This window comes from Actinoplanes sp. SE50/110 (genome assembly GCF_900119315.1).
In the GTDB taxonomy this organism is placed as follows: Bacteria; Actinomycetota; Actinomycetes; order Mycobacteriales; family Micromonosporaceae; genus Actinoplanes.
In genome coordinates this window covers 8778751-8804531 of the sequence record NZ_LT827010.1, presented here as the reverse complement: position 1 = coordinate 8804531, position 25781 = coordinate 8778751, and the positions used below count along the sequence as shown (strand labels likewise).

Genomic DNA, 25781 nt, shown 5'->3' with positions numbered 1-25781 from the left:
CCTCACCGATTGTGCTGCGCATTCGCGCTCGGTAGCCGGGTATTTCGCGCGTTATTGTGCTCATGGCGCTGGCGCGGGGGCAAGTACCGCGCACTTGGACTCTTTGCTTCTCGGCCTTTCGCGCACTAATGTGCACACACTTATCATGGATCGTGCATCGGGGAGTGACGGGTGGACCGGTACGCGCGCTGGAATGCCCTGCTGGAGCTCCTCACGGACAGCGGCCGGGTGTCCGTCGAGGAGGCCGCTGAGCGGCTGGACGTCTCGCAGGCGACGATCCGGCGTGACTTCGATCAGCTGGCCCAGCAGCAGATGATCACCCGGACCCGGGGTGGCGCGGTCGCCAACGGGGTCTCCTATGACCTGCCGCTGCGCTACAAGAGCGCCAAGCACTCGGCCGAGAAGCAGCGGATCGGCGAGGCCGCGGCCCGCCTGGTCACCCCGGGCACCGTGGTCGGCCTCAACGGCGGCACCACGATCACCGAGGTGGCCCGGGCACTGGCGGTGCGCCCCGACCTGAACGCCGGCGGCGAGGGCTCCCAGCTGACCGTCGTGACCAACGCCCTGAACATCGCCAACGAGCTGCTGGTCCGCTCCCGGATGAAGATCGTGGTGGCCGGCGGGGTGGTCCGCCCGCAGTCCTTCGAGGTGGTCGGCCCGCTCGGCGGGGCGCTGCTCAAGGAGGTCACCCTGGACATCGCGCTGCTCGGGGTCGACGCCCTGGACGTGGAACTCGGCGCGGCCTCCCACCACGAGGGCGAGGCGGCGATGAACAGCCTGATGGTGGCCCGGGCCAAGCGGGTCGTGGTGATCGCCGACTCGTCGAAGCTGGGCAGCCACGCGTTCGCCCGGATCTGCCCGATCACCCAGATCGAGACGCTGGTCACGGACTCGGGCGCGTCGTCCGCGACGGTCGCCGCCTTCCGGGACGCCGGCGTGGACGTGATCGTCGCCTGATCCGTGGGTGTCCCGACGATTGAGACGGGAGAACGAGCGTCGATCCTTTAGGGTGCGGCGATGACCGCCGTACTCGAGATATCAGGACTGCGCAAGACCTATCGCAGTCGCAAGGGTGTCCGGAAGGCGCTGGACGGCTTCGACATGGTGGTGGAGGCCGGCCAGGTGCACGGCTTCCTCGGCCCGAACGGATCGGGCAAGACCACCACGTTGCGTACGCTGCTCGGCCTGATCAAGCCCAATGACGGCCGGATGGCGATCCTCGGCCAGGAGGTCCCCCGACACCTGCCGCAGGTCGCCGGTTCGGTCGGGGCGATCGTGGAGAGCCCCCAGTTCTTCGGCAACTTCACCGCGGAGACCACGCTGTCGCTGCTCGCCGACGCGGGCGGGGTGGCGCAGGCGCGGGTGCCGGCGGTGCTGGAGCTGGTCGGCCTGCGGGACCGGGCCCGGGAGCGGGTGAAAACCTACTCACTCGGCATGAAGCAGCGGCTCGCGGTGGCGTCCGCCCTGCTCAAGGAGCCCAAACTGCTGATCCTGGACGAGCCGGCGAACGGCCTCGACCCGGGCGGCATCCGGGAGATGCGCACGCTGATGCGCGACCTGTCCGATTCCGGGATGACCGTGCTGCTGTCCAGCCACATCCTGGGGGAGATCCAGCTGATCTGCGACTCGGTGACGATCATCTCGGCCGGGCGCCGGGTCGCCACCGGATCGGTCGGCGAGGTGCTCGCGAAGCACTCCTCGACCGGCGTGCGGGTGCGCCTGGAGCCGGGTGTCGACCTGGCGGGCGCCGCGGCGATCCTCCGGGCGGCCGGCGCGGCGCTCACCGTGGAACGCGACCACCTGGTGGTCGGGAACGCCGGCAACCCGGCTCAGATCACCAAGTTGCTGGCCGAAAAGCAGATCTACGTGTCCGAGCTCAGCCCGATCGAGGCCGGGCTGGAGGACGTGTTCCTGGAACTGACCGGCACCGCGCCGGTCGACGGGGCGAACCGGCAGGTCGATCAGGTCACGGCGACGCAGGGTGGGTGGGGTCAGTGAGCCTGTTCCGGGCGGAGCGGCGCCGGCTGACCAAGCGGCGGTTCACCAGGCTTTTCGTGGCCCTCGGGCTGCTGGTGCTGGTCCTGGTGGCGGCCGGTGTGGCGGCGACCAACCAGAAGGCCACCCCGGCCACGGTGGCGGCCGCGCAGGCCGAGGCGGAGACCGGGTACCGGCAGGCGGTGCAGCAGTTCGCCGAGGACAAGAAGCACTGCCAGCAGGATCCTTCGCAGTTCGGCGGGAACTGCGACAACCTCGGTGAGCCGCAACGGGAGGACTACAAGGCGGAGTACTACATGCCGTCGACGTTCGACTTCCACGAGCAGTTCCCGAACATGGTGATCACCTTCGCGGCGCTGATGGCGCTGGTCGCGTTCGTCGTCGGGGCGTCCTTCGTCGGCGCCGAGTGGAACAGCGGCGGGATGATGAACCTGCTGCTCTGGCGGCCGCAGCGGCTCCGGGTGCTGTCCACCAAGCTGGCCGCCCTGCTGGTCTGGCTGACCGGCCTGACCGTGGTGACCGGCGCGGCCTGGACCGGGATCTGCTGGCTGATCGCGACCCAGCGCGGCATCACCGCGCGGATGACCCCGGGCGTCTGGCAGTCGTTCGGGCTGATGGGCCTGCGCGGTCTCGGGCTGGTGGTGGTGGCCGGCGCGCTCGGCTTCGGCGCGGCGTCGATCGGCCGGCACACCGCGGCGGCGCTGGGCGCGGCGATCGGCACGCTGGTGGTGCTGCAGTACGGCCTGGCGATCGTGCTGTCACTGGCCAAGGCGCGGTTCTACGAGCTCTATCTGCTGCCGACGTGGATCTCCGCGTGGATGAACCAGTCGTACAAAGTGGTCGACGACAACGCGCCGTGCGTGCTGGCCGGCGGGTGTGAGCCGCCCAGCTACACGGTCACCTGGCAGATGGCGGGCGGGCTGTTCGCCGCGGTGGCCATCATCATTGTGGGTGCCGCAATGTGGACGATGCGTAAGCGCGACATCACCTGAGGTAGCGTACGCGGGGATCGTCGGCCGCCACTATGCTGATGATCCCCGCGCGAACCATCCATCCATCCGTGCCGTGAGGGAGTGCCATGCAGCCCGCCGCCGAACCCACCGGTGATCAGCAGCACATCCCCGCGCCCCGCACCGCCGAGCCGTCCGGGCAGCCGGAAGTCGCCGAGCAACCGGCTCTCAGCGAGCGTGAGGAGCAGATCCTCGCGTTCGAGGCCAAGTGGTGGAAACACGCCGGCGCCAAGGAGCAGGCCATCCGGGACACCTTCGACCTCTCCTCGACCCGGTATTACCAGCTCCTCAATGGTCTGCTGGACAACCCGGCCGCGCTGGAACGCGACCCGGTGCTGATCGGCCGCCTGCGGCGGCTGCGATCGACCCGGGCCCGCACCCGCCGCCGCTAGCCTCAGGCGTTCCGCTTTTCGGCGTACGACTCCAGCCAGGCGACCTGGGCGGCGTCGAGCGAGGCCCGCACCCGTTCGCGCGCGGTGCTCACGTTCGCGGCGGTGACGGTGGACGCCTCCAGCGACCCGCGCATCGCGGCCAGCGCCGCCTCCCGGATCAGCGCCGAGCAGTCGGCCGCCGAGAAACCCGTCAGCTCCTCGCCGAGGGCGGTCAGGTCGACCGACTCGTCCAGCGGCACCGACTTGGCGGAGGCCCGCAGGATCGCGGCCCGCGCCGGCCCGTCCGGCGGCGGCACGTAGACCAGGCGCTCCAGCCGCCCGGGGCGCAGCAGCGCCGGGTCGATCAGGTCGGGCCGGTTGGTCGCCCCGATCACCACCACGTTGCGCAGGTCCTCCACCCCGTCCAGCTCGGTGAGCAGGGCGGCCACCACGCGGTCGGTGACCCCGCCGTCCGAGCCCTGGCCGCGGGCCGGGGCCAGGGCGTCCACCTCGTCCAGGAAGACCAGGGTCGGCGCGGCCTCCCGGGCCCGGCGGAACAGCTCGCGGACCGCTTTCTCGCTGTCACCCACCCACTTGCTGAGCAGCTCGGCGCCCTTGACCGAGAGCACGTTCGCCTTGCCGGTCCCGGCGATCGCCTTCACCAGGTACGTCTTGCCGCACCCGGGCGGGCCGTAGAGCAGCACGCCGCGCGGCGGGGTCACGCCGAGCCGGGCGAACGTGTCCGGATAGGTCAGCGGCCACAGCACCGACTCGGTCAGCACCTGCTTGACCTCGGCCATGTCGCCCACGTCGTCCAGCGTGACGGTGGCCACCTCCAGGGTCGACTCGGCCATCGAGGTGGGCCGGACCACGTCCAGCGCCGCCTCGAAGTCGGCCATCGTGACGCTCGGCTCGTCGGACGTCTTCTGCCGCAACGCGGCCCGCACCCCGGCCTCGCGGACCAGCGCGCCCAGGTCGGCCGCGACGTACCCGGGGGTGCGGCCGGCCACGTCGTCGAGGCGCACGTCGGCGGCGAGCGGCATGCCCCGGGTCAGCACGGTGAGCTGCTCGCGGCGCATCGCGGCGTCCGGCAGCGGCACGGTGAGCTGCACGGCGAGCAGGTCGGGGGCGCGCAGCTCCGGGTCGACCGACTCGGGTCTGCCGGTGGTGCAGACCACCGCCGCGCCGCCGGCCACCAGTTCGGCCAGCACCTGGCGGAACACCGTGGCGATCGGGCCCGGCTCGTCGCGCGGCGCGAGCGCCTCCACGTCCGAGACGAGCAGCACCGCGGGCTTGTCGCCGCGGATCGCGGCGGCCGCCTCGCGCAGCCGGCGGGCGGCCGCGTCGTTGGTGAGCGCGGCCAGCTCCGGCGCCCAGATCAGCCGCACCTCGGCGCCGACCGTGGCGGCCACCGCCCGGACCATGCCGCCCTTGCCCGACCCGGACGGCCCGGAGACCAGGATGCCGAGCGCCACCCGGGTGTGCAGCTTGGCCAGCACCTCCCGATGGTTGAAGCCGAGGTCGAGCAGCTCCTGCAGCTCCTTGGCCTGGGCGCGCAGCCCGACCAGGTCCTCCAGGCTGGGCGGCGGCACCTCGGCCGGGGTGCCGGCGGCCGGTGTCTCCGGCGCGGCTTCCCGGGCCGTGGCGGTGGCCGGGCCGTCCTGCCAGCCGACCACCGTCTTCGTGGTGACCAGCACGCCGTCGTCGACCGACTCGACGGTCAGCAGCTGGTTGGTCCACCACGGGAACCGCGAGCTCAGACTGGACCGGGTCGACGGGCTGACCGGCGGCTTGCGGTCCGGGAAGACCTCCTGGGACAGCAGCGACACGTCGTCGCCCGGACTGACCGTCTTGCCGAACAGCGCCTGGCGCAGCATCTCCGGCGGGATCGTGCCGTGCACGCCGGGCGGCCCGCTGAGGATCACCCGGCTCGCCGCGGTCAGCGGGATCGGGGTGACCGTGACCGGCCCGCCGTCCGGCACCCCGGCGTTGCCGAAGGTGAGGTCGTCGGCGTGCAGTTGCTTCTGCCCGGTGGTCTCGTCGGCGATCACCCGCACCACCGTGCTGCGCGACCCGGACAGCCGCGCCGCCTGGCCCGGTTCCAGTTCGAGCGCCTTCATCGCGGTGGGATGCATCCGGACCAGGGCGCGTCGGCCCTCGTCGGCCGGTGACCGCCACGTCATGGTCAGGGTGAGATCGTCAGCCACCGCGCATGCCTCCGAGTGATCGCCGGGAGCCTTAGGTGGTCCACGCTATCTGCCGCCGTCCCGCTTCACAGCCCGTGCTCAGGCGGGCCGGGCTAGGTTGGGCGCCATGTCTGCGTTACCCCGGGTGACCCGGCGCCGGGCGGTCACCGCCGCGGTGGTGCTCGTGCTCCTCGCCGCCGCGACCGTCTGGGCCGTGCTGCCCGCGCGGGCCGCCTGGACAGCCCAGGATCTGCGGATCCCGGTCCGCACCGGCCCGGCCGGTGACCAGCAGGTCGAGCTCGACGCCCGCTTCCTGCTGCCCCGCGACCGGTCCGGCACGGTGCCCGCGGTGCTGCTGGCGCACGGCTTCGGCGGCAGTAGGGACTCGGTCCGCTCGGACGCCGAGTCGCTGGCCGCCCGCGGCTACGCGGTGCTCACCTGGACCGCGCAGGGCTTCGGCCGCAGCACCGGCGAGATCCACCTGGACAGCCCGGACTACGAGGTCAAGGACGCCCGGCAGCTGCTCGACTGGCTGGCCGCCCGCCCCGAGGTGCGCACCGACGCGCCCGGCGACCCGCGGGTCGGCGTGGTCGGCGGCTCCTACGGCGGCGCGCTGGCCCTGCTGCTGGCCGGGCAGGACCCGCGGGTCGACGCGATCGTCCCGTCGATCACCTGGAACGATCTGGACCACGCCTTCCTGCCGCAGTCCGCGGCGACCGACGCCACCGGGGTGTTCAAGAAGGGCTGGGCCGGGGTCTTCTTCGGCTCCAGCGCGGGCGGCGACAACCCGGCGTGCGGCCGGTTCGCCGCCGACGTCTGCGCGGCCTACCTGTCGATGGCGACCAGCGGCACCCCGGACGCGGCGGCCCTGGCCCTGCTGCGCCGGTCCAGCCCGGCCACCGTGCTCGACAGGATCAAGGCGCCCACGCTGCTCATCCAGGGCGCGGTCGACACGCTCTTCCCGCTCTCCGAGGCGGACGCCAACGCGAAGGGGATCGCCGCCACCGGCACGCCGGTCCGGGTGGCCTGGTTCACCGGCGGTCACGACGGCGGTGCCGGGCCCAGGTCCGACCAGGACCGGGTCGAATACCTGACCGGCCAGTGGCTCGACCACTACCTCAAGGGCCGGGGCGCCGCCCCCGGTGACGACTTCACCTTCTCCCGGGTGGCCGGTTTCAGCGCGATGGACCGGGACCTGGTCACCAACGGCTACTCCACCGACTCGTATCCGGGGACGACCGGCACCGGCAGCACCCGGGTCGCGGTGACCGGTGCGGCGCAGCCGATCGCCAACCCGCCGAACGGCAACCCGGCCGCGCTCTCCGCCCTGCCGGGGCTGGGCAGCCGGCTCAGCTCGCTGCTCAGCGGCAACCTCTCCGCCGACATCCCGGGCCAGCACGCCACCTTCGCCAGCGCGCCGCTGACCGCCGCGGTCGACGTGGCCGGTGCGCCGACGATCCGGCTGCGGGCCGCGTCGCCGACCGGGTCGGCGACGCTGTTCGTCAAGCTCTACGACGTCGACCAGAGCGGCGCGCCGACGCTCAGCGCCGGGCTGGTCGCCCCGGTCCGGCTCACCGGGCTGCCGACCGGCATCGAGCAGGCGCAGCCGGTCACAGTCACCCTGCCGGCGATCGTCCGGCGGATGGAGGCCGGGCACACGCTGCAGGTCGTCGTCGCCACCTCGGACCAGGCGTTCCTCTCACCGCCCGGGCCGGCCACCTACACGGTCGCGGTCGACGGGCAGCTGACGCTGCCCACCCTGGTGGGCACGCCGATCGCAACGCCGGCGGCGCTGTGGTGGTACGCGCTGGCAGCCCTGATCGCGGTCATCCTGATCGCCCTGGCTGTCCTGTCGGTGATCCGCCGCGCCCGCCGGCGTCGCCGGGTGACTGCCGTGCGCGACGACCTCGCCGACACCCCGCTGGTGGTGACCGGGCTGCGCAAGGCGTACAAGGACGGCTTCGTCGCGGTCGAGGAGATCGGCTTCACCGTCGAGCGCGGCCAGGTGGTCGGCCTGCTCGGGCCGAACGGGGCCGGCAAGACCACCACACTGCGGGTGCTGATGGGCTTGACCACGCCGACCGCCGGTGAAATCCACGTCTTCGGGCACCGCCTGGTCCCCGGCGCGCAGGTCCTGTCCCGGGTCGGCGCGCTGGTCGAGGGCCCCGGCTTTCTTCCGCACCTGACCGGCGAGCAGAACCTGCGGGCCTACTGGCAGGCCACCGGTCGGCCATGGGCCGATGCGCGGTTCGAGGAGGCGCTGGAGATCGCCGGTCTCGGTGCCTCGATCCACCGGCGGACCAAGAACTACAGCCACGGCATGCGGCAGCGGCTGGCCATCGCGCAGGCGATGCTGGGGCTGCCCGAGCTGCTGGTGCTCGACGAGCCGACGGACGGGCTGGACCCGCCGCAGATCGCCGAGATGCGCCGCGTGTTGCAACGCTACGCCACCGACGGGCGGGCCGTGCTGGTCTCCAGCCACCTGCTCGCCGAGGTGGAGCAGACCTGCACCCACGCGGTGGTGGTGAACAAGGGGCGGATCGTGGCGTCCGGCCCGGTCGGCGACATCGTCGGCGAGTCGCCGTCGGTCGCTTTCGAGGTGTCCGACGTGCCGGCCGCCACCGCGATCCTCTCCGGTCTGGGCGTGCGTTCGGTCACCCCGGACGGCGCCACCGGGCTGATCGTCGAGATGAACGGCACGCCGCGCGCCGACCTGGTCGCCTCGCTGGTCAAAGCCGGTGTCGGCGTCGACCGGGTGGTGCCGCGCCGCCGCCTGGAGGACGCGTTCCTGGCCCTGGTCGGCGACAACTCGCGGGGGAGTGGAGACCGATGAGCATCGATGTCAGTCCGGATGCCGCGGCGGGTTACCGCCCGTCGCGCACCCTGCCGATCGTCGCCGAGATCCGCCGGCAGGCGTCCCGGCGACGCACCCAGCTGGCCCTCGGCTTCATGGTGCTGCTACCGCTGATCATCCTGGTCGCCTTCGAGTTCGGCAGCGACAACCGCGGCGACGACGACAACGGCGGTGGTGCGTTCAGCAGCCTGGTCGACCTGGCCACCTCGGGCGGGCTCAACTTCGCCCTGTTCTGCCTGGCGGTCTCGGCCGGCTTCCTGCTGGTGGTGGTCTTCGCCCTGTTCGCCGGCGACACGGTGGCCAGCGAGGCGAGCTGGGGCAGCCTGCGCTATCTGCTGGCGATCCCGGTGCCGCGGGCCCGGCTGCTCGCGGTCAAGCTGGTGGTCGCGCTCGGCTACGCCTTCCTCGCGCTGTTCCTGCTGGCCGGCACCGGCCTGCTGGTCGGCACGCTGCGCTACGGCTGGCATCCGCTGGGCAGCACCATCGCCGCCCGGATCCCACCCGGGCAGGGCGTGCTGCGGCTGCTCGCCATCCTCGCCTACCTCGCGGTGATCCTGCTGGTGGTAGCCGGCCTGGCCTTCCTGCTCTCGGTGCTGACCGACGCGGCGCTGGGCGCGGTCGGCGGCGCGGTCCTGCTCTGGATCCTGTCCAGCATCCTGGACCAGATCACCGCCCTCGGCTCGATCCGCACCGGTCTGCCCACCCACTACAGCGACGCCTGGTTGGGTCTGCTGTCCACCCCGGTGCAGACCGAGGATCTGGCCAAGGGGGCGATCTCCGCGATCATCTACGCGACGCTCTTCTGGGGCACGGCGTTCCTGCGCTTCACTCGGAAGGACGTAACCAGCTAGGTCCACGGATCGTAGGGTGCGGCGATCTGTTCTGGCCGCGCCAGCGGCCAAGATCGTCGTGCCCGGGAGCGGCGGGAGCGGCGGTCAGTCATCGGCCGCAGCGCACGCCATGAAGATCTTCAAAGGTCTTCTTACCGTGCGCCGATCAGGAGGTCGCTCACACCTCGGGAACTCGCTGGGGTTATTCGTGCATCTCGTCGTAAGCTCGGGGAAACAACTGAATACCTCATCCAGAGGGGCAGAGGGAACGGCCCGATGAAGCCCCGGCAACCACCGCTTTCGTGATGCGGCAGGTGCTAATTCCGTCCTCCGCGGCAGGTCGCCGCCGGGGAAAGATGAGAGGAACGCCTCGATGACGTCTACCGTCAGTGCACCCGCTGCCATCTCCACCTCGCCCGCCCGCGGCCTCGTCTGCCGTGCCTGCGGCGCGCAGTACCCGCTGGCCGCGCAGCACGCCTGTTACGAGTGTTTCGGCCCGCTCGAGGTGGCCTACGACGAGGCGGCTCTCGCGCGGGTGACCCGGGCCGAGATCGAGGCGGGTCCGCAGAACATCTGGCGTTACGCAGCGCTGCTGCCGGCCGGCCAGGACCCGGCCACCCGGGTGACCCTCGACCCCGGCCTGACTCCGCTGGTCAGCGCCCCGCAGCTGGCCGCCGAGCTGGGCATCACCGCGCCGCTCTGGGTCAAGGACGACTCGCAGAACCCGACCCACTCGTTCAAGGACCGGGTCGTCTCGGTGGCCCTGACCGCCGCCAAGGAGCTGGGCTTCACCCGGTTCTCCTGCGCCTCGACCGGCAACCTGGCCAACTCGGTCGCCGCCCACGCGGCCCGGGCCGGCGTGCCCAGCATCGTCTTCATCCCGGGCGACCTGGAGCAGGGCAAGGTCGTGATGAGCGCGATCTACGGCGGTGACCTGGTCGCCATCGACGGCTCCTACGACGACGTGAACCGGCTGTGCAGCGAGCTGGTCGAGACCGACGAGTTCGAGGACACCGCGTTCGTCAACGTGAACGTGCGCCCGTTCTACGCCGAGGGCTCCAAGACGCTGGGCTACGAGGTGGCCGAGCAGCTCGGCTGGCGGATCCCGGCCCAGGTGGTCATCCCGATGGCCTCCGGCGAGCTGCTCACCAAGGTGGACAAGGCGTTCAGCGAGCTGGTCGAGATCGGACTCGCCGAGGCGCCGGAGGGCGGCTGGAGGGTGTTCGGCGCCCAGTCTCAGGGCTGCAACCCGATCGCGGTGGCGCTGCACGGCGACACCGACGTGATCACCCCGGTGAAGCCGACCGGGATCGCCAAGTCACTGAACATCGGCGACCCGGCGGCCGGGCCGTACGCGATCGAGGCGGTCCGCCGCACCGGTGGCTGGATGGACTACGCGGACGACGACGAGATCCGCGCCGGGATCAGCCTGCTGGCCCGCACCACCGGCGTGTTCGCCGAGACGGCCGGCGGCACCACCGTCGCGGTGCTCAAGAAGCTGGTGGAGAGCGGCAGGCTGGACCCGACCCGGGAGACCGTCGTCTACAACACCGGCGAGGGCCTGAAGACGCTGGACGCGATCGTCGGCACGGCCGGCCCGACCCACCGGATCAAGCCGTCGCTGCGCGGTGCTCGCGAGGCCGGCCTGCTGGGATGACTCTGGGTGACCGGCTATCTGCCGGTTGTCGAGAATTCCTACCGCGGAGGACTTGCGCGCCGATCTCCGGATCGACAAAATGCTTCTCGCGGGAGGACGCGACGCCGTACGAGGCCCCTCACCTGAGCTTGGCGACAATCTCCGAGGGTCCCAACGACCCAGCGCTGACCCAATGGCCACGTGCCGGAGGCGCTGTGCGTCCGTCCTCCCGACCAACTACCGCTTCAGCCGCTGCAGCCACGGGCGCAGCGGCAGATCCTCGGGATATCCGCCGTCCTTCAGGCCGGCGTGACGCTCGAAGAAGTTGCGGACGCCGTACGAGCCGGTCGCCGTGAACGACCACCCACAAGCGACCCAGTACGCCGGCCAGAACAGCGGACCCAGCACCGCGTACTGCCCGGCGTGCCGGCTCTCGTGGGCGAGCAGCGCGGCCCGCTCCTCGGCGAGCAGCCACTCGGCGCTGCGCCGCGTGATGATCACCGAGCCGACCGTGAAGCAGGACGCCGGGGGCATCGGCAACCGCCAGCCCTCGGCGATCAGCACCCCGTCGCGCCCGCGGCGGACCCTCGTCCGGGTGATCAGGGCCAGCAGCAGCCCGGCGCCGGTGGTCCCGTTCACCGCGGTCAGCAGCGTCCGGGCGACATGCCACCGGCCGGCCATCAGAGCCGCCGTCTCATCTGGAGCTCGGTGAGCACCGGCACGGTCGGGTGCGGCAGCCGCACCCCGGTGTCCTGGAAGCCGAGTTTCTCGTAGGCCCGGACGGCCCGGTCGTTGCCGGTCACCACCTCGAGCATCAGCTCGTGCCGCCCGGCCGCGGTGGACCAGTCGGCGATCGCCTCGATCAGGCTGGCCAGCATCTTGCCGCCCCGGGCGGCCGGCGTCAGGTAGACCGAGAAGACGACGGTGACCAGCGGATCGTCCGGGATCGCGGTGCCGCCGGCGTGCCCGAGCAGCGGCCCGTCGCCCGGATCGGTGACGAACTGGGCGAGCTCCGGCCCGTCGGCGGCCATGTCCAGCCGCCGCCGGTAACCCTCGTGCGAGCGGGCGGCGGCCTGGGCGAGGGTCTCCAGGAAGGCGAGCGGACTGTCGGCCAGCATCTCCAGCCGCAGGGCGCGCATCCGCCCGGCGTCACGGGCGGTGATCCGGCGCACCATCCAACTCTCCATGCGTCCTCAGTACTCGCCACGGCGGGTTGCGGCAAGCATGTTGCCGCAAACGGGACCCTCCCACCTGCGGTTGAAGATCTTTAGTCGGTTTGCGGGCCGGGCACCGGGGTTTCGCGGGAAGATGGGGTTTCTTGCACTCGGTACCCGGGAGTGCTAAACAAGTGATTGGCACTCACGAGGTGTGAGTGCCAGCAGGTCGGGACGGTGGGGTTCCGGTCGCGACGCCGCCATCGGCGCCGCGACACGAAACCGGTCGTCGCGGGCTATCCGGCTCGGCCTGAGGACGTCACATCGCCAGGTGGTGACGTCCACAGACTTCCTCAAAGAGTGTGCGGGAGCGGGTCAGACCGGCCCTCACCCGCGAATGTCCAGGAGGACAACGCCGTATGGCCAAGATCATCGCATTCGACGAGGAGGCTCGCCGGGGCCTCGAGCGGGGCATGAACCAGCTCGCCGACGCGGTCAAGGTGACCCTCGGCCCGAAGGGCCGCAACGTCGTTCTCGAGAAGAAGTGGGGCGCCCCCACGATCACCAACGATGGTGTATCCATCGCCAAGGAGATCGAGCTCGAGGACACCTTCGAGAAGATCGGCGCCGAGCTGGTCAAGGAGGTCGCCAAGAAGACCGACGACGTCGCCGGTGACGGCACGACGACGGCGACCGTCCTCGCTCAGGCGCTGGTCCGCGAGGGCCTGCGCAACGTCGCCGCCGGCGCGAACCCGATGGCCCTGAAGCGGGGCATCGAGGCCGCGGTGGCCAGCGTCTCCGAGGGCCTCCAGCAGCTCGCCAAGGATGTGGAGACCAAGGAGCAGATCGCCTCCACCGCCTCCATCTCCGCCGGTGACTCCACGGTCGGCGAGATCATCGCCGAGGCCATGGACAAGGTCGGCAAGGAAGGCGTCATCACCGTCGAGGAGAGCAACACCTTCGGGCTGGAGCTGGAGCTCACCGAGGGTATGCGCTTCGACAAGGGCTACATCTCGGCGTACTTCATGACCGACGCCGAGCGGATGGAGGCCGTCTTCGACGACCCGTACATCCTGATCGCGAACAGCAAGATCTCCAACGTCAAGGACCTGCTGCCGATCCTCGAGAAGGTCATGCAGTCCGGCAAGCCGCTGGTGATCATCGCCGAGGACGTCGAGGGCGAGGCCCTGGCCACCCTGGTCGTCAACAAGGTCCGTGGCACCTTCAAGTCGGTCGCCGTCAAGGCCCCCGGCTTCGGTGACCGCCGCAAGGCCATGCTGGAGGACATCGCCATCCTCACCGGTGGCGCCGTCATCAGCGAGGAGGTCGGCCTCAAGCTGGACGCCGCCGACCTGTCCCTGCTGGGCCAGGCCCGCAAGGTCGTCATCACCAAGGACGAGACCACCGTCGTCGACGGCGCCGGCAACGGCGAGCAGATCCAGGGCCGGGTCAACCAGATCCGCGCCGAGATCGAGCGGTCCGACTCCGACTACGACCGGGAGAAGCTGCAGGAGCGGCTGGCCAAGCTGGCCGGCGGCGTTGCGGTGATCAAGGTCGGCGCGGCCACCGAGGTCGAGCTCAAGGAGCGCAAGCACCGCATCGAGGACGCTGTTCGCAACGCGAAGGCGGCCGTCGAGGAGGGCATCGTGCCCGGTGGTGGCGTCGCCCTGGTGCAGGCCGGCAAGACCGCGTTCGACAAGCTGGACCTGGTCGGCGACGAGGCGACCGGTGCCAACATCGTCAAGGTCGCGCTCGACGCCCCGCTGCGTCAGATCGCCGTGAACGCCGGCCTCGAGGGCGGCGTCGTGGTGGAGAAGGTGCGCAACCTCGAGGCGGGTCACGGCCTGAACGCCGCGACCGGTGAGTACGTCGACCTGCTGGCCGCGGGCATCATCGACCCGGCCAAGGTCACCCGCTCGGCGCTGCAGAACGCCGCGTCGATCGCCGCGCTGTTCCTCACCACCGAGGCCGTCGTGGCCGACAAGCCGGAGAAGAACCCGGCTCCGGCCGGCGCCCCCGGCGGCGGGGACATGGACTTCTGAGTCCGGTGAAACCCTGACGGGACGGGCGGGCCGCGTTCAGCGGGCCGCCCGTTCCGCTGTTTCCAGGGGCAGGTCGCGCAGGCCGCGTACCGGTGACCACCAGTAGATCATCGGCGAGATCGCGGTGCACGCCCCGAAGATCAGTTTCCCCGGCGCGTTCGCGCCCGAATCGCACGGCTACCCGCCGCGCTGGGCCGAGATCCCCGGCACCCGCGGCTGCACCCTGGAAGCCCTCACCTACGCCGGGCGGGCCGACCGGTTCGCCGCCGCCGGCGCCCGGATCCGCGGCGTCAGCACCCAGCGCGCCGACCAGCTGCGCGCGTTCGCGGCACACGCCGCTCTGCCTTACGAGCTGCTCTCCGACGCTGACGGCCGGCTCGCCACCGCCCTGCGGCTGCCCACCTTCCGGGCCGGTGGCGGCGACCGCCTCAAACGCCTCACCATGCTGATCGACCCGGCCGGGACGATCCGGGACGTGCGGTTCCCGGTCACCGACCCGGCCGCGTCGGTCGACGAGATGCTCGACCTCCTCGGCGGATACTCGAGTGGGGCAGGCCACATTCCCCCGCCAGGGTGACCCCGGGGAGGGCTAACCTGGGACGGGTGCGTGATCCCTCCGTCTCCCGCTACACGGCCGGCCGTCTCTCCCCGATCCGCCGCACCGCCGACCTGCGGCGGCTCCGCGACGAACAGTTCGACGTCCTGGTGATCGGCGGTGGGGTCACCGGCGCCGGTGCGGCCGTCGACGCCGCCTCCCGCGGGCTGAAAGTGGCCCTGGTCGAGGCCCGGGACTTCGCCGCCGGCACCTCCAGCCGGTCCAGCAAACTCATCCACGGCGGCCTGCGCTACCTGGAGCAGCTCGAGCTGCACCTGGTGCACGAGGCGCTCACCGAACGCGGCCTGCTCGCCACCCGGCTCGCCCCGCATCTGGTCCGCCCGGTCCCGATCCTCGTCCCGCTGCCCGCCGCCAACCCGGTCAAACGGGTCTGGCAGCGCGGTTACTACGGGCTCGGCGTCGCGGCGTATGACGTCTTCGCCGGCGTCCTCGGCGGCGGCCGCGGCATGCCGCTGCACCGGCACCTGAGCCGCGACGGCGCCCGGCACCTGTTCCCCAGCCTGCGCGCCGACAAGATCACCGGCGCGATCCGCTACTACGACGGCCAGATGGACGACGCCCGCCTGGTGGTCAACCTGGCCCGCACCGCCGCCGCCCAGGGCGCCGCAGTGGTCACCAGCGCCCGGGTCACCGGCTTCGTCCGGGAGGCCCGCGAGGTGGTCGGCGTCCGGGTCAAGGACCTGGAATCACCCGGCTCACCCGAGTTCGAGGTGCGCGCCAAGACCGTCGTCGCCGCCACCGGCGTGTGGAGCGACGACATGGCGGAAATGCTGCGCGACGTCGGCGTCCGCCCCGGCCTGCGGGTCCGCGCCTCCAAGGGGGTGCACCTCGTGGTGCCCCGCTCGGCGATCACCGGCGAGGCCGGCCTGATCCTGCGCACCGCCACCTCGGTGCTGTTCGTGCTGCCCTGGGGCGGCCACTGGATCATCGGCACCACCGACACCGACTGGGAGCTGGACCGCTCCCATCCGGCCGCCTCCGCCCGCGACATCAGCTACCTGCTCGACCAGGTCAACACGATTCTCGACCGGCCGCTGACCACCGACGACATCGAGGGCGTCTACGCCGGCCTGCGCCCGCTGCTGTCCGGCGAGGCCGACTCGACGTCGAAACTGTCCCGCGAGCACGCCGTCGTCGAACCGATGCTCGGCCTGCTGCTGGTCGCCGGCGGCAAATACACGACCTACCGGGTGATGGCCGCCGACGTCATCGACCAGGCCGTCCGCCGCCTCGGCGGCGCCTTCCGCCCGTCGCGCACCGACCAGCTCCCGCTGCTCGGCGCCGACGGCTACGCCGCCGCCTGGCGCGACCGCCAGGACACCGCCCGCCGGCACGGCGTCACCACCGGCGTCATCGAGCACCTGCTGGAACGCTACGGCACCCTGACCGTCCACCTGCTCGCCATGATGGCCGCCGACCCGGCGCTCGCCGTCCCCCTCGAAGGCGCCCCGGAGTACCTGGCCGTCGAGGTCGCCTACGCCGCCCTCGCCGAAGGCGCCCTGCACCTCGACGACGTCCTCACCCGCCGCACCCGCATCTCCTTCGAAACCGCCCACCGGGGCGTCGAATCCGCCGCCCACACGGCCCGCATCATGGGCGCCGTCCTCGGTTGGAACGAGACCGTCCGCGACCGCGAGGTCGAGCACTACCTGGCCCGCGTCACCGCCGAACGCCAATCCCAGACCATGCCCGACGATTTGACCGCCGATGCCGCCCGGGTCGGGGCTCCCGACGTCCGCGGTTTGGCGGGAGACCGCGCACACCCTCCCGCCGCCGCTTCCCACCTGGAAGCCGCCGCGTCTCCGCATCCGGAAACTGCCGCCTCCCACCCGGAAACCGCTGCCTCGCATCCGGAAACCGCCGCGTCTCACCCGGAAACCGCTGCGTCTCACCCGGAAACCGCTGCGTCTCACCCGGAAACCGCCGCCTCCCAGCTGGAAGCCGGCGGGTCTCCCCGCCCGGAGGCCGGCGGGTCTGCCCACCCTGACAGGACCGGCCTTCTCGAAGCCGAACGTTGATCCTCGTCGACGAGCCGCGCTGGCCGGGCCGGGGCCACCTCTGGTCCCACCTGGTCAGCGACGTCTCCTACGCCGAGTTGCACGCCTTCGCCGAAATGCTGGGCTCCCCACGCCGCGCCTTCGACCGCGATCACTACGACATCCCGGCAGCCCGCTTCCGCGCCGCCCTCTGGCTCGGAGCAACCCTGGTGCCACCCCGGGAACTGACCGCACGCCTGCGCGCCGCCAATCTCCGTCGCCCCAAACACCTGGCCGGCGGGAGCCTCCGGACCGCTTCCCGGTGACCCGGACGACCTCTGCGCTGCCTTGCGGCGCCCTCCCTGCCCGACTTTGAAGATCAACTTCAAGATCAAATGCTTGATGTCGTGCGCTGCGGCCGATAACTGACCGCCGCTCCCGCCGAGGGCACCTGCGGGCCGAGCTGGCCGCTACGCGTCCAGAACGCTCGGCCCTCCGGCGCTACATCCGCGTGTGCCCACCGAAACCCCCGCCCCGCCCGGGCGAGGGACTCCGGGCGGCTCGAGGCGCGTGTGGTGCTAGGACGGCATTCTGCGGCCCGGTGTTGTGGCCCGAGGCGGTGTGCGGTGGTGAGGCGGCGCGCTGGGTTTGGGGCGGTGAGGTTGCCCGCGGTGTGCGGTGGTGAGGCGGCCGCCCGTGGTGCTCGTCGGGCGGGGCGGTGGTGAGGTCGGCCGGGGTGGTGAGGAACGGTCCGCCGAGTCGTGGTGGCGAACGGCGAGGTGGGGCGGGGCGGCGGGTGGGGTGGGCGGCCGGGGATGGTGTGTGGCCGGAGGACGGTTTGTGGCTGGGGGATGGTGTGTGGCCTGGGGATGTGTGGCTGGGGGATGGTGTGTGGCCTGGGGATGTGTGGCTGGGAAATGGTCCTGTGGCTGGCGTGGGTCAGGACGGGTGGCCGGCGGTGACGACGATGGCGTCGGGGGGGATTTCTGGGCGGCGGCGGGAGAGGCGGCGGATTCCGGTGTTCAGGACGGCGATCAGGGGGACCGCTACCAGGGCGCCGGTGATGCCGGCCAGGACCACGCCGCAGGCGATGCCGATGATGACGGCCAAGGGGTGGATGGCTACCGCTCGGCCCATGATCAAGGGCTGGAGGACGTGGCCTTCCAGCTGCTGGACGAGGATGACCGCGCCGAGGGTGATCAAGGCGACGACCCAGCCCTGACCGACGAGGGCGACCAGGACGGCTACCGCGCCGGAGACGCCGGCGCCGACGATGGGGACGAAAGCGCCCAGGAAGACCAGGGCGGCCAGCGGGAACGGGAACTGGACGTCGAGGATCAGCAGGGCCAGGCCGATGCCGACCGCGTCGATGAAGGCGACCAGGACGGTCGCGCGGACGTAGGCGCCCAGCGTGGCCCAGGAGGCGTCGCCGGCGTCGGCCAGCGACCAGCGGGCGCTGACCGGGAACAGCCGGACGATGAAACGCCAGATCTTGTGGCCGTCGCGGAGGAAGAAGAACGTCGAGAAGAGCACCAGCAGCAGGCCGGTGAGCAGCTCGAAGACGGTGGCGGCGGTGGAGATGCCGGTGGAGGTGAGCGACGAGGTGTTGTCGTTCACCCAGCTCTGCGCCGAATCGATGGCCCGGTCGACCTGCTTGTCGGACAGGTGCAGCGGGCCGGTCTTGGCCCAGTCCTGGATCTGCCGGACGCCGGCGGTGGCCTTCTCGGTCAGCTGCGGCAGGCCGTCGATGAACTGGTTGACCACCAGGGTCAGCGTGCCGGCGACCGCGCCCAGGCCGCCCACCAGCACCAGGAAGGTCGCCAGCGAGCGGGGCAGGTGCAGTTTGCGCAGCCAGCCGACCGCGGGGCCGAGCAGCGCGGTCAGCAGCAGCGCGATGGCCAGCGGAATGACCACGACATCGACCTGGCTGATGAAGCGCAGGCCGGCGTAACCGACCAGGCCGACCACGATCAGCCGCCAGCTCCAGGCCGCCGCGATCCGCAGCGAGTGCGGCACGTCCACGTCGTCGAGGCTGGTGGTGGAGCCGTGCACGACGGCGGGCTCGGCCGGGACCGCGACGAAGTCGTCCTCCTCCGGCTCCGGCTCGGGTCGTGGCCGGTCGATGCGGGTCACCCGGGCCGCCTCCCGTCCCGTGTCGTAGGCCTTCCTCAGGTTTTCCCGGACACGCTGCAAGCGGTTCAACCGCCGACCCCCTCGCCGGATTCGCGTTACGCGACCATCACGGTAGTGGGCCCGGCCCACAACCGTGACACCCCGCCCCATGCGACGCGATCCGGACCACTCGGACCGGCGGCCCGGGCACCGGCGTACCGTCTGCTTTCGTGAGTGCCGATACCGCCCGTACCGAGACCGGACTGCCGATCCGGATGCTTCATGACCGTGTCCTCGTCCGCCAGGACGGCGGCGAGGGCGAGCGCCGCTCGACCGCGGGCATCGTCATCCCCGCCACCGCCTCGATGGGCCGGCGGCTGTCCTGGGCCGTCGCGGTCGGCGTCGGGCCGAACGTCCGGTCGATCGTCGTCGGCGACCGCGTGCTGTTCGACCCGGACGACCGTTCCGAGGTGGAGCTGCACGGCAAAGGCTATGTCCTGCTGCGCGAGCGGGACGTGCACGCGGTCGCGGCCACCCGGGTCGAGTCGGACGGGACCGGCCTCTACCTGTAGGGCGGGTACTGCCCCGGATACTGCGGCGGCCCGGAAGCGGGCGGCGCCGAGTGCGGCGGCGCCGAGTGCGGCGGGGCGGACGAAGGCGGCCCGTAGGCGGCCGGCGGCCCGTAACCCGAAGGCGGCGGCGCGAACGGCGGCGGCCCGTATCCAGGCGCGCCGTATCCAGGCGCGCCGTAACCGGGTGCGCCGTAACCGGGTGCGCCATGGCCGGGCGCCCCATATCCCGGCGTTCCGTAGGGACCCTGCGCCCCCGGGTGGCCGGGCCCGCCCGGGTAGCCGGGGCCGCCCGGGTAGCCGGGGCTCGGCTGACCCCACCCGCCCGCATACGCCGGCATCGGCGGCGGAAGCCGCACCGGCACCGGCATCACCGGCTCGGCCGGCGCCGTCACCGTGCGCACCACCCCGTCCGGAAAGGTGATCCGGTACGCCTGCCCGTCCCACCAGGCCGGCGGCGTCTGCGGGTCCCGTCCGGCGAAGACCGCGCGGTAGCCGACGATCGCGGCGAGCAGTTCGCGTTCCTCGAGGACCGCCTTGGTCATTTCTTTCTGGTCGCCGTTGAGCCCGCGCTGCATGCCGTCCCGGATGATCGCCAGCCGGGTCGCGGCGAACTGGAAGCTGCGCATCGCCCGGTTGCCGGCCGGCCCGGCGACCCGCTTGGCCCACTGCCGGGCCGAGTGCCGGCGGCCGAGGCTGCCCAGCGCGGCCACCTCGGGCGGCGCGAACCAGCCGGTGTGCACGTAGTGGTGCAGCACCCGCTCGGCCAGGCGGCCCTCCCAGCTGCGCAGGGCGATGGCGAAACCGACCACGGCGAAGAAGAACGGCACCATGAAGCCGAGATAGCCGTACAGCATGATCAATGATTTGCCGGTGGCCGCGGAGAGCGTGGGCAGCAGGTTGAACGTGCCGTGCAGGATCATCGCGAGCAGCCAGCCGCCGACCGGGGCCAGCCACCGGACGTGCTTGTCCGCCGAGCGGGACGAGATGCCCAGGCCGATGCCGGTCATCGAGGTGAACAGCGGGTGGGCGAAGCCGGTGAACAGGATCCGGACGATGAAGATCAGGAAGACGTTGGTCAGGCCGGTGGCCGGCCCGTACTGCTGGGCGCCCGCGGCGTAGCCGTGCCCGCCCAGGTAGAGCACGTTCTCCACCATGGCGAAGCCGAGCGCGGAGAGGCCGCAGTAGACGATGCCGTCGGTGATGCCGGACCACTCGGCGCGCCGCCGCCAGAACAGCAGGACCGGGCCGAGCGCCTTCATCGACTCCTCGATGAACGGCGCGACCAGCACCGCGACCAGGGCGTCCGGCAGGCCGATCTTGTCGAACAGCCAGGAGGCGCCGGTGTTCACCGCGAGCGCGACCGCGGTGGCCACCGCGGCACCCCAGGCGAAGCAGAAGATCAGGTATTTGACCGGCTCCGGCTCGTAGCGGTCGAGCCAGGCGAACGCGCTGGCCAGCAGCGGAACCGGGAGGATCGCGGCGGTCAGGCCGACGGCCAGGCCGGCGATGCCGATGCTGTAGCCCAGGAAGATCAGCATGCCGATGGCGGCCGCGGCGATCAGCACGATCACGCCGGTGACCGGGACCCAGCGGCGCCAGCCGGCCCGGCGGCCCGGGATCGGGGCGACGGTCTGCACCATCTCGGTGGGGAACGGCGGCACCGCGTCGGCCGGCACCTCCTCGGCGGTCACCCGGCCGGGCGCGTACACCGGCGGGGCCGGAAAGGTGGCCGGAGAGGCGGCCGGGGACGTGCCGGGATCCGGCGCCCCCGGAGCGGAGACCGGGGATGCGCCCGGATCCGCCGCACCCGGCGAGGTGACCGGGAATGCGGCCGGCAACGCGCCCGGAGGCGCGCCGGGATCCGGCGCCCCCGGGGAGGGCGCCGGCAACGAGGTGGGCGCCGGATCGGGCGACCCGGTCGGAACGTCGGCCATGCCCGCCAGCGTAGTCACCGGCGCCGCGCCCGGCGCCCCCGAGGAGCGCGGAAACGATCACCCGAGGCCGGGGTGCCGGGACCGCCCGGTCCGGTTGCGCGCCCCTTGGGCGCGTCCGGACCATCCGACGGCGGCGCGCACCTGGAGGGTGGCCTCGGCATACTCGACCCCGGTGGCGCGCAGCAGGTCGGCCACCGCGGTGCGGATCTGGGCCACCACCACGCCCCCGGAGTAGCCGACCCCGGTGTCGTAGGCCCGCCCGGATTCCGCGGCGGCCCGCAGCGCGCGTTCCCGGGCGGCGACCGGGGGCACGCCGCGCGCCCATTCCTGGCGGAGCAGATCGACCGCGTCGCCCAGGTGCCGGACCGAGGCGGGCAGCACCTCGGGGACGCGTTCCCGGTCGTTCAGCGCGGTCTGCGCGCGGCGGATCATCACCCGGACGTTGCGCAGTGCGTAGGTGAGCTGGGCGGCGCCGTCGACGTACTGGGCGAGGGCACCCCGATTGCGCCAGCGGGCCGGGGCGAAGGCGACGTTCTCCCGGGCCGCGTCGATCGCGGTGCGGAAGTTCGCGAAGGTCGCCTCGGCGGCCCGCAACCGGCTCAGCGCCGCTTCGATCACGTCCGGGTCGCCCTCGGCGAGCCCGAGCGCGGCCTCGTGCAGCCCGGCGGTGAAGGCGCGCAGCGCCGGGTCCGCGGCCCGGCGTACCACGCTGAGCGGGTTGAGCGGCAGCAGCACGGTCATCACGGTCAGGCCGATCCCGCCGCCGACCAGGGCGTCGAAGAACCGGGTCCACGGGTGTCCGGTCTGCACGGTGAGGGTCGCCACCAGGACCGCGGACGAGGCGGACTGGACGATCAGCGGCGAGCCGCCGCCGGCCGCGGTCGCCACCAGCACGGCCAGGATCACGATCAGCCCGATCTGGACCGGCCCGGTGCCGATCAGCAGGATGATCCCGTCGCCCACGCCGATCCCGACCGCCACACCGGCGACGAGCTCGGCGGTGCGCCGGACCCGCTGCCCGACCGAGGAGGCCAGGGTGATCACCGCGGCGACCGGGGCGAAGAACGGCGCGGGCCGGCCGATCAGGTGATGTGCGACATACCACGCCAGGCCGGCGGCCAGGCCGGCCTGCACCGCCAGCATCAGCCCGGCCCGGGCCCGCGCCGTGGCGGCGCGCATTCCCTCCGTTGCGATGCCGATCATGCTTGCGACCTCCGTGCCAGGATGACCACTGTGACATCTTTGCCCGACCGGTTCCGGGCGGCGGCGCGCGGCGCCGGCGCCACCGCCGCCGACGCGGATCTCGACTCCGCCGCAAATTACCTGCTGACCCGCTGGACCGAGCCGCAACGCCACTATCACGACGTGACGCATCTGGCGGCGGTGCTGGAGGTGATCGACGAGTTCGCCGGGCTGGCGCCGCATCCGGACCGGGTGCGGCTGGCCGCGTGGATGCACGACGCGGTCTACGACCCGCGGGCACTGGGCGATGCGAACGAGCGGGACAGCGCCGAGTTCGCCGCCGGGCTGCTGGTCACGCTGGGCGCTCCGGAGGAGGTGGCGGCCGAGGTGGCCCGGCTGGTCGGGCTGACCGCCGGGCACGCCACCGAGGAGAACGACCCGGACGGCGAGCTGCTCTGCGACGCCGACCTGGCGATCCTGGCGGCTGACGAGGAGCGGTATGCCCGCTACTGCGCGGCGATCCGTCGGGAGTACGCGCACGTGCCGGACGGGGATTTCCGGGCCGGCCGGTCGCGGGTCCTGACCGAGCTGCTGAAGCTGCCGTCGATCTACCGGCTGGCGCCGATCCGGGACGCGTGGGAGGCGCGGGCGCAGGCCAACCTGAAGGCGGAACTCGAGGCGCTGGCCTGACGCACGGCTGCGGCCGCTCCCGGTCGGGACGATTGCCCGGTACGCAGGTCCGCACCCGCCGCGCGCCGACCCGCCGGACCGTGCGCCCGGGCCCGCCGCGCGTCGCCCGGCCGGACCGCGCGCCCCGGGCCCCGCCGCACGTCGCCGGCCGGGACGCGCGCCCGCGGTATCCACGCGCGCCGTGCCGGCGACGCGCGGTGGGACGGTGCTCACGTCGTACACCGGCAGGCGTTTGATCCTGATCGGGGAAACGCCGACGGGCGGGCATCCCGGAGGAGTCCCGCCCGTCGTGACAGAGCGTGGGTCAGGCGGTGGCGACGCTGAACGAGACCTCGTTGACGCCGCGGGTCGCGTCGACCGCGAGCTCGCCGTTGCCGAACCGGCTGAGGGCGCGCAGCGTCCACGAGCCGGGGGCGGCGAAGAAGCGGAAGACGCCCTCCGGGGAGGTGACGACCTCGGCGGTGAACTCGCCGGAGCCGTCCAGCAGGCGGACGTACGCGCCGCCCACCGCCTCGCCCTCGGCGGTGCGCACGATGCCGGTGATGACGGTTTCCTTCTCCAGGTCGACGCTCGCGGGGAGGGGAGCGGACTGGTCAGGAGCGGCGCAGCTGGCGGCCGCGTTGGCAACAGGAGAGGTCATGGTGATCAGGCCTTTCCGGGCTCGTCGCCGAGGGCGATCGGCACGCCGATGAGGGAGCCGTACTCGGTCCAGGAACCGTCGTAGTTCTTGACGTTCTGCTGGCCCAGCAGTTCCTTGAGCACGAACCAGGTGTGCGAGGAGCGCTCGCCGATCCGGCAGTACGCGATGGTGTCCTTGCTGCCGTCCAGGCCGGCGTCGCCGTAGATCTTGGCGAGTTCCTCGTCGGACTTGAACGTGCCGTCCTCGTTGGCGGCCTTGCTCCACGGCACGCTGATCGCGGTCGGGATGTGCCCGGCCCGCTGCGACTGCTCCTGCGGCAGGTGCGCGGGGGCGAGCAGGCGGCCGGCGAACTCGTCGGGGCTGCGCACGTCGACCAGGTTCTTCACCCCGATCGCCTGGACGACCTCGTCGCGGAACGCGCGGATCTCCAGGTTCGGCGCCTTGGCCTGGTACGACGTCTGGGCGCGGCTCGGCGCGTCCTTGGTGTAGACGCGGGCGTCCAGCTCCCACTTCTTGCGGCCACCGTCGAGCAGCTTGACCGACTCGTGGCCGTACAGCTTGAAGTACCAGAACGCGTAGGCGGCGAACCAGTTGTTGTTGCCGCCGTACAGGATGACGGTGTCGTCGTTGCTGATCCCGCGCTCGGACAGCAGCGCGGAGAACTGCTCCTGGTTGACGAAGTCGCGACGGACCGGGTCCTGCAGGTCCTGCTTCCAGTCGATCTTGATGGCACCGGGGATGTGGCCACCGTCGTACGCGGTGGTGTCCTCGTCGACCTCGACGAAGACGATGCCCGGGGTGTCCAGGTTCTTCTCGGCCCAGTCGGCCGAAACGAGTGCGTTGTCGCGACTCATCGGTTCACTCCCTGAAAAGTGGGTGAGGAGAGAGTCAGCGCACGGAGACTTGTCGTCGCACTCCGCGCGGACCCATGGAGATAGTGGGATCACGGGTTTGCTGTGCGACGGCGCCACTGCCGGACAAGAAACGTCCCGGGCTATCGAGAGAAGGTGCTCAGCACCCAGCGGCCCCGTCGGTCAGACGGAGCGACACAGGCACGCGGCCACGCGACACAGGTCGATCGCGCGCCTTTTCGTGAGCAACAGGCTCATGTCCGCGACCCTACCAGCGGTTCCAGAGCCCGGAACAGAGCCGACCACGATCCGGGACGAGTCGCGGGTCACAGGCCGCCGGCGTTGAGATTCACGTTCTGCGCCCCGAACTGGACTTTCAGCCCGTCGTCGCCGGCCGCGACGGATTGCACCCTGAGTTGCAGCGGCAGTTTCGGCACGGCCAGATCGAGGGACATCCGCTGCGCCTGGGCGTCGATCAGGTTCTGGATCAGCGGGACGTTCGGCAGATTGGTGGCCCGCACGTCGGAGAACCGCACCCGGATCCCGCCGTCGACCACGGTGAGCTTGGCCGCGCCGGTCAGATCGACCTGCTGGCCGAGCGCGGTGACGGTGGCCGCGCCGATCAGCTTGCCGTCCTTCGCGGAGAGCTTCACACCCTTCTGCCCGATCAGCTCGACCAACTGCGGGTAGTCGATCGTGCTGACCCCGGTCACGGTGCCGACCACCACGTCGCCCGAGCCGTTGCGCAGCGTGTCCAGCGACGCCTTCACGTCCTGCGCGTGGATGTCGAGCAGTGCCAGGTTGATCTTCCGGGTCTTGTCCACCGGGGCGGTGAGGTGCGGCACCTCGATGTGGATTTCCTGGTAGTGCCCGTCGAGCACCTGGGTGACGAACGGGAAGCCCTCGATGGTCACGTCCGGGGTGTCACTGGACGCCTTCTGTGCCCGGATCTGCCCGGCGACCTTGTCGGAGATGACGCCCTCGGCGAACGACCGGCCGAAGCGATCCACCACGAACGCGACACCCAGCACGATGACCAGCAGGATGACCAGAATGATCAGCACGCCGCGGCCCCGCCGACGGCGACGCGGAGCGGTCTCGTACACCTCGGCCACAGGGCCCTCCCGGTT

At 71.8% G+C, this 25781-nt stretch carries 23 protein-coding genes and 1 riboswitch; of the genes, 13 read left to right on the top strand and 10 right to left on the bottom strand.

What is annotated here, in order from left to right; translation table 11 throughout:
• Window positions 1-171 precede the first annotated feature (171 nt).
• The 4 genes from ACSP50_RS39445 (at window position 172) to ACSP50_RS39430 (ending at window position 3397) form a co-directional block, all read left to right on the top strand.
• Complete coding sequence (locus ACSP50_RS39445) at window positions 172-957, top strand: DeoR/GlpR family DNA-binding transcription regulator (protein WP_014694931.1); 786 nt, start codon at window positions 172-174, stop codon at window positions 955-957.
• A 60-nt stretch (window positions 958-1017) separates the two neighbouring features.
• Window positions 1018-1998: an ABC transporter ATP-binding protein gene (locus ACSP50_RS39440; RefSeq protein ID WP_014694930.1), complete on the top strand. Its 981-nt coding sequence runs from the start codon at window positions 1018-1020 to the stop codon at window positions 1996-1998.
• Window positions 1995-2987: an ABC transporter permease subunit gene (locus tag ACSP50_RS39435; RefSeq protein WP_014694929.1), complete on the top strand. Its 993-nt coding sequence runs from the start codon at window positions 1995-1997 to the stop codon at window positions 2985-2987. Before ACSP50_RS39440 ends, ACSP50_RS39435 begins: the two co-directional genes overlap by 4 nt.
• A gap of 86 nt (window positions 2988-3073) precedes the next feature.
• Complete coding sequence (locus ACSP50_RS39430; RefSeq protein ID WP_014694928.1) at window positions 3074-3397, top strand: DUF3263 domain-containing protein; 324 nt, start codon at window positions 3074-3076, stop codon at window positions 3395-3397.
• A 2-nt stretch (window positions 3398-3399) separates the two neighbouring features.
• Here the strand turns inward: ACSP50_RS39430 and ACSP50_RS39425 are convergent, their stop codons facing one another.
• The gene (locus ACSP50_RS39425; RefSeq protein ID WP_043516383.1) at window positions 3400-5559 is read right to left on the bottom strand and encodes an AAA family ATPase; all 2160 of its coding nucleotides are present in this window, start codon (window positions 5557-5559) and stop codon (window positions 3400-3402) included.
• Between the two features lie 130 nt (window positions 5560-5689).
• On the opposite strand from ACSP50_RS39425, the gene ACSP50_RS39420 reads away from it, so the two are divergent.
• The 3 genes from ACSP50_RS39420 to thrC all read left to right on the top strand — a co-directional run bounded on the left by ACSP50_RS39420 (window position 5690) and on the right by thrC (window position 10903).
• Window positions 5690-8395, top strand: coding sequence for an alpha/beta fold hydrolase (locus ACSP50_RS39420; RefSeq protein WP_014694926.1), 2706 nt, complete (start codon window positions 5690-5692; stop codon window positions 8393-8395).
• Complete coding sequence (locus ACSP50_RS39415; protein ID WP_014694925.1) at window positions 8392-9267, top strand: ABC transporter permease; 876 nt, start codon at window positions 8392-8394, stop codon at window positions 9265-9267. The genes ACSP50_RS39420 and ACSP50_RS39415 overlap by 4 nt, the downstream gene beginning before the upstream one ends.
• Window positions 9268-9490: 223 nt before the next feature.
• Window positions 9491-9609: riboswitch (SAM riboswitch) on the top strand.
• Between the two features lie 10 nt (window positions 9610-9619).
• Window positions 9620-10903 (top strand): threonine synthase, encoded by a 1284-nt coding sequence (gene thrC, locus ACSP50_RS39410; RefSeq protein WP_014694924.1) that lies wholly within the window; start codon window positions 9620-9622, stop codon window positions 10901-10903.
• A 216-nt stretch (window positions 10904-11119) separates the two neighbouring features.
• Here the strand turns inward: thrC and ACSP50_RS39405 are convergent, their stop codons facing one another.
• Together ACSP50_RS39405 and ACSP50_RS39400 are read right to left on the bottom strand one after the other, a co-directional pair.
• Window positions 11120-11563 carry a hypothetical protein gene (locus tag ACSP50_RS39405; protein WP_014694923.1) on the bottom strand — a complete coding sequence of 148 codons (444 nt, stop codon included), beginning with the start codon at window positions 11561-11563 and terminating at the stop codon, window positions 11120-11122.
• Window positions 11563-12069 carry a GNAT family N-acetyltransferase gene (locus ACSP50_RS39400; protein ID WP_043513083.1) on the bottom strand — a complete coding sequence of 169 codons (507 nt, stop codon included), beginning with the start codon at window positions 12067-12069 and terminating at the stop codon, window positions 11563-11565. Before ACSP50_RS39400 ends, ACSP50_RS39405 begins: the two co-directional genes overlap by 1 nt.
• Before the next feature lie 386 nt (window positions 12070-12455).
• Between ACSP50_RS39400 and groL the strand changes: the two genes are divergently transcribed.
• The 4 genes from groL to ACSP50_RS39380 all read left to right on the top strand — a co-directional run bounded on the left by groL (window position 12456) and on the right by ACSP50_RS39380 (window position 16996).
• Window positions 12456-14078 carry a chaperonin GroEL gene (gene groL, locus ACSP50_RS39395; protein ID WP_014694921.1) on the top strand — a complete coding sequence of 541 codons (1623 nt, stop codon included), beginning with the start codon at window positions 12456-12458 and terminating at the stop codon, window positions 14076-14078.
• 124 nt (window positions 14079-14202) lie between these two features.
• Complete coding sequence (locus tag ACSP50_RS39390) at window positions 14203-14655, top strand: peroxiredoxin (RefSeq protein WP_014694920.1); 453 nt, start codon at window positions 14203-14205, stop codon at window positions 14653-14655.
• A gap of 26 nt (window positions 14656-14681) precedes the next feature.
• Entirely contained in the window at window positions 14682-16712 is a 2031-nt protein-coding gene (locus ACSP50_RS39385; protein ID WP_231956810.1) for a glycerol-3-phosphate dehydrogenase/oxidase, read from the top strand.
• Window positions 16709-16996, top strand: a complete 288-nt coding sequence (locus tag ACSP50_RS39380) for a DUF4031 domain-containing protein (protein ID WP_014694918.1) — start codon at window positions 16709-16711, stop codon at window positions 16994-16996. Before ACSP50_RS39385 ends, ACSP50_RS39380 begins: the two co-directional genes overlap by 4 nt.
• Before the next feature lie 613 nt (window positions 16997-17609).
• On the opposite strand, the gene ACSP50_RS39375 is transcribed toward ACSP50_RS39380, so the two are convergent.
• On the bottom strand, window positions 17610-18872 hold the full coding sequence (locus tag ACSP50_RS39375) for an AI-2E family transporter (RefSeq protein WP_014694917.1): 1263 nt from the start codon (window positions 18870-18872) through the stop codon (window positions 17610-17612).
• Window positions 18873-19057: 185 nt separating this feature from the next.
• Between ACSP50_RS39375 and ACSP50_RS39370 the strand changes: the two genes are divergently transcribed.
• The gene (locus tag ACSP50_RS39370) at window positions 19058-19354 is read left to right on the top strand and encodes a co-chaperone GroES (RefSeq protein WP_172898947.1); all 297 of its coding nucleotides are present in this window, start codon (window positions 19058-19060) and stop codon (window positions 19352-19354) included.
• Here the strand turns inward: ACSP50_RS39370 and ACSP50_RS39365 are convergent.
• Window positions 19345-21288 (bottom strand): PrsW family intramembrane metalloprotease, encoded by a 1944-nt coding sequence (locus tag ACSP50_RS39365; protein ID WP_014694915.1) that lies wholly within the window; start codon window positions 21286-21288, stop codon window positions 19345-19347. The two genes, ACSP50_RS39370 and ACSP50_RS39365, sit on opposite strands and share 10 nt — an antisense overlap.
• Window positions 21289-21345: 57 nt before the next feature.
• Complete coding sequence (locus ACSP50_RS39360; RefSeq protein WP_014694914.1) at window positions 21346-22491, bottom strand: aromatic acid exporter family protein; 1146 nt, start codon at window positions 22489-22491, stop codon at window positions 21346-21348.
• 21 nt (window positions 22492-22512) lie between these two features.
• Here ACSP50_RS39360 and ACSP50_RS39355 point away from each other — a divergent pair, with 21 nt between their 5' ends.
• Window positions 22513-23160, top strand: a complete 648-nt coding sequence (locus ACSP50_RS39355) for a metal-dependent phosphohydrolase (RefSeq protein ID WP_043513081.1) — start codon at window positions 22513-22515, stop codon at window positions 23158-23160.
• A 304-nt stretch (window positions 23161-23464) separates the two neighbouring features.
• Here the strand turns inward: ACSP50_RS39355 and ACSP50_RS39350 are convergent, their stop codons facing one another.
• The 4 genes from ACSP50_RS39350 to ACSP50_RS39340 form a co-directional block, all read right to left on the bottom strand.
• The gene (locus ACSP50_RS39350) at window positions 23465-23800 is read right to left on the bottom strand and encodes a DUF1416 domain-containing protein (protein WP_014694912.1); all 336 of its coding nucleotides are present in this window, start codon (window positions 23798-23800) and stop codon (window positions 23465-23467) included.
• 5 nt (window positions 23801-23805) lie between these two features.
• Window positions 23806-24654, bottom strand: coding sequence for a sulfurtransferase (locus ACSP50_RS39345; protein ID WP_014694911.1), 849 nt, complete (start codon window positions 24652-24654; stop codon window positions 23806-23808).
• A gap of 180 nt (window positions 24655-24834) precedes the next feature.
• Window positions 24835-24909 carry an Ms5788A family Cys-rich leader peptide gene (locus tag ACSP50_RS45300; protein ID WP_342358078.1) on the bottom strand — a complete coding sequence of 25 codons (75 nt, stop codon included), beginning with the start codon at window positions 24907-24909 and terminating at the stop codon, window positions 24835-24837.
• A 68-nt stretch (window positions 24910-24977) separates the two neighbouring features.
• A complete protein-coding gene (locus ACSP50_RS39340) occupies window positions 24978-25766 on the bottom strand; it encodes a DUF2993 domain-containing protein (RefSeq protein ID WP_014694910.1) in 789 nt (262 codons plus the stop codon).
• Window positions 25767-25781: the final 15 nt, after the last annotated feature.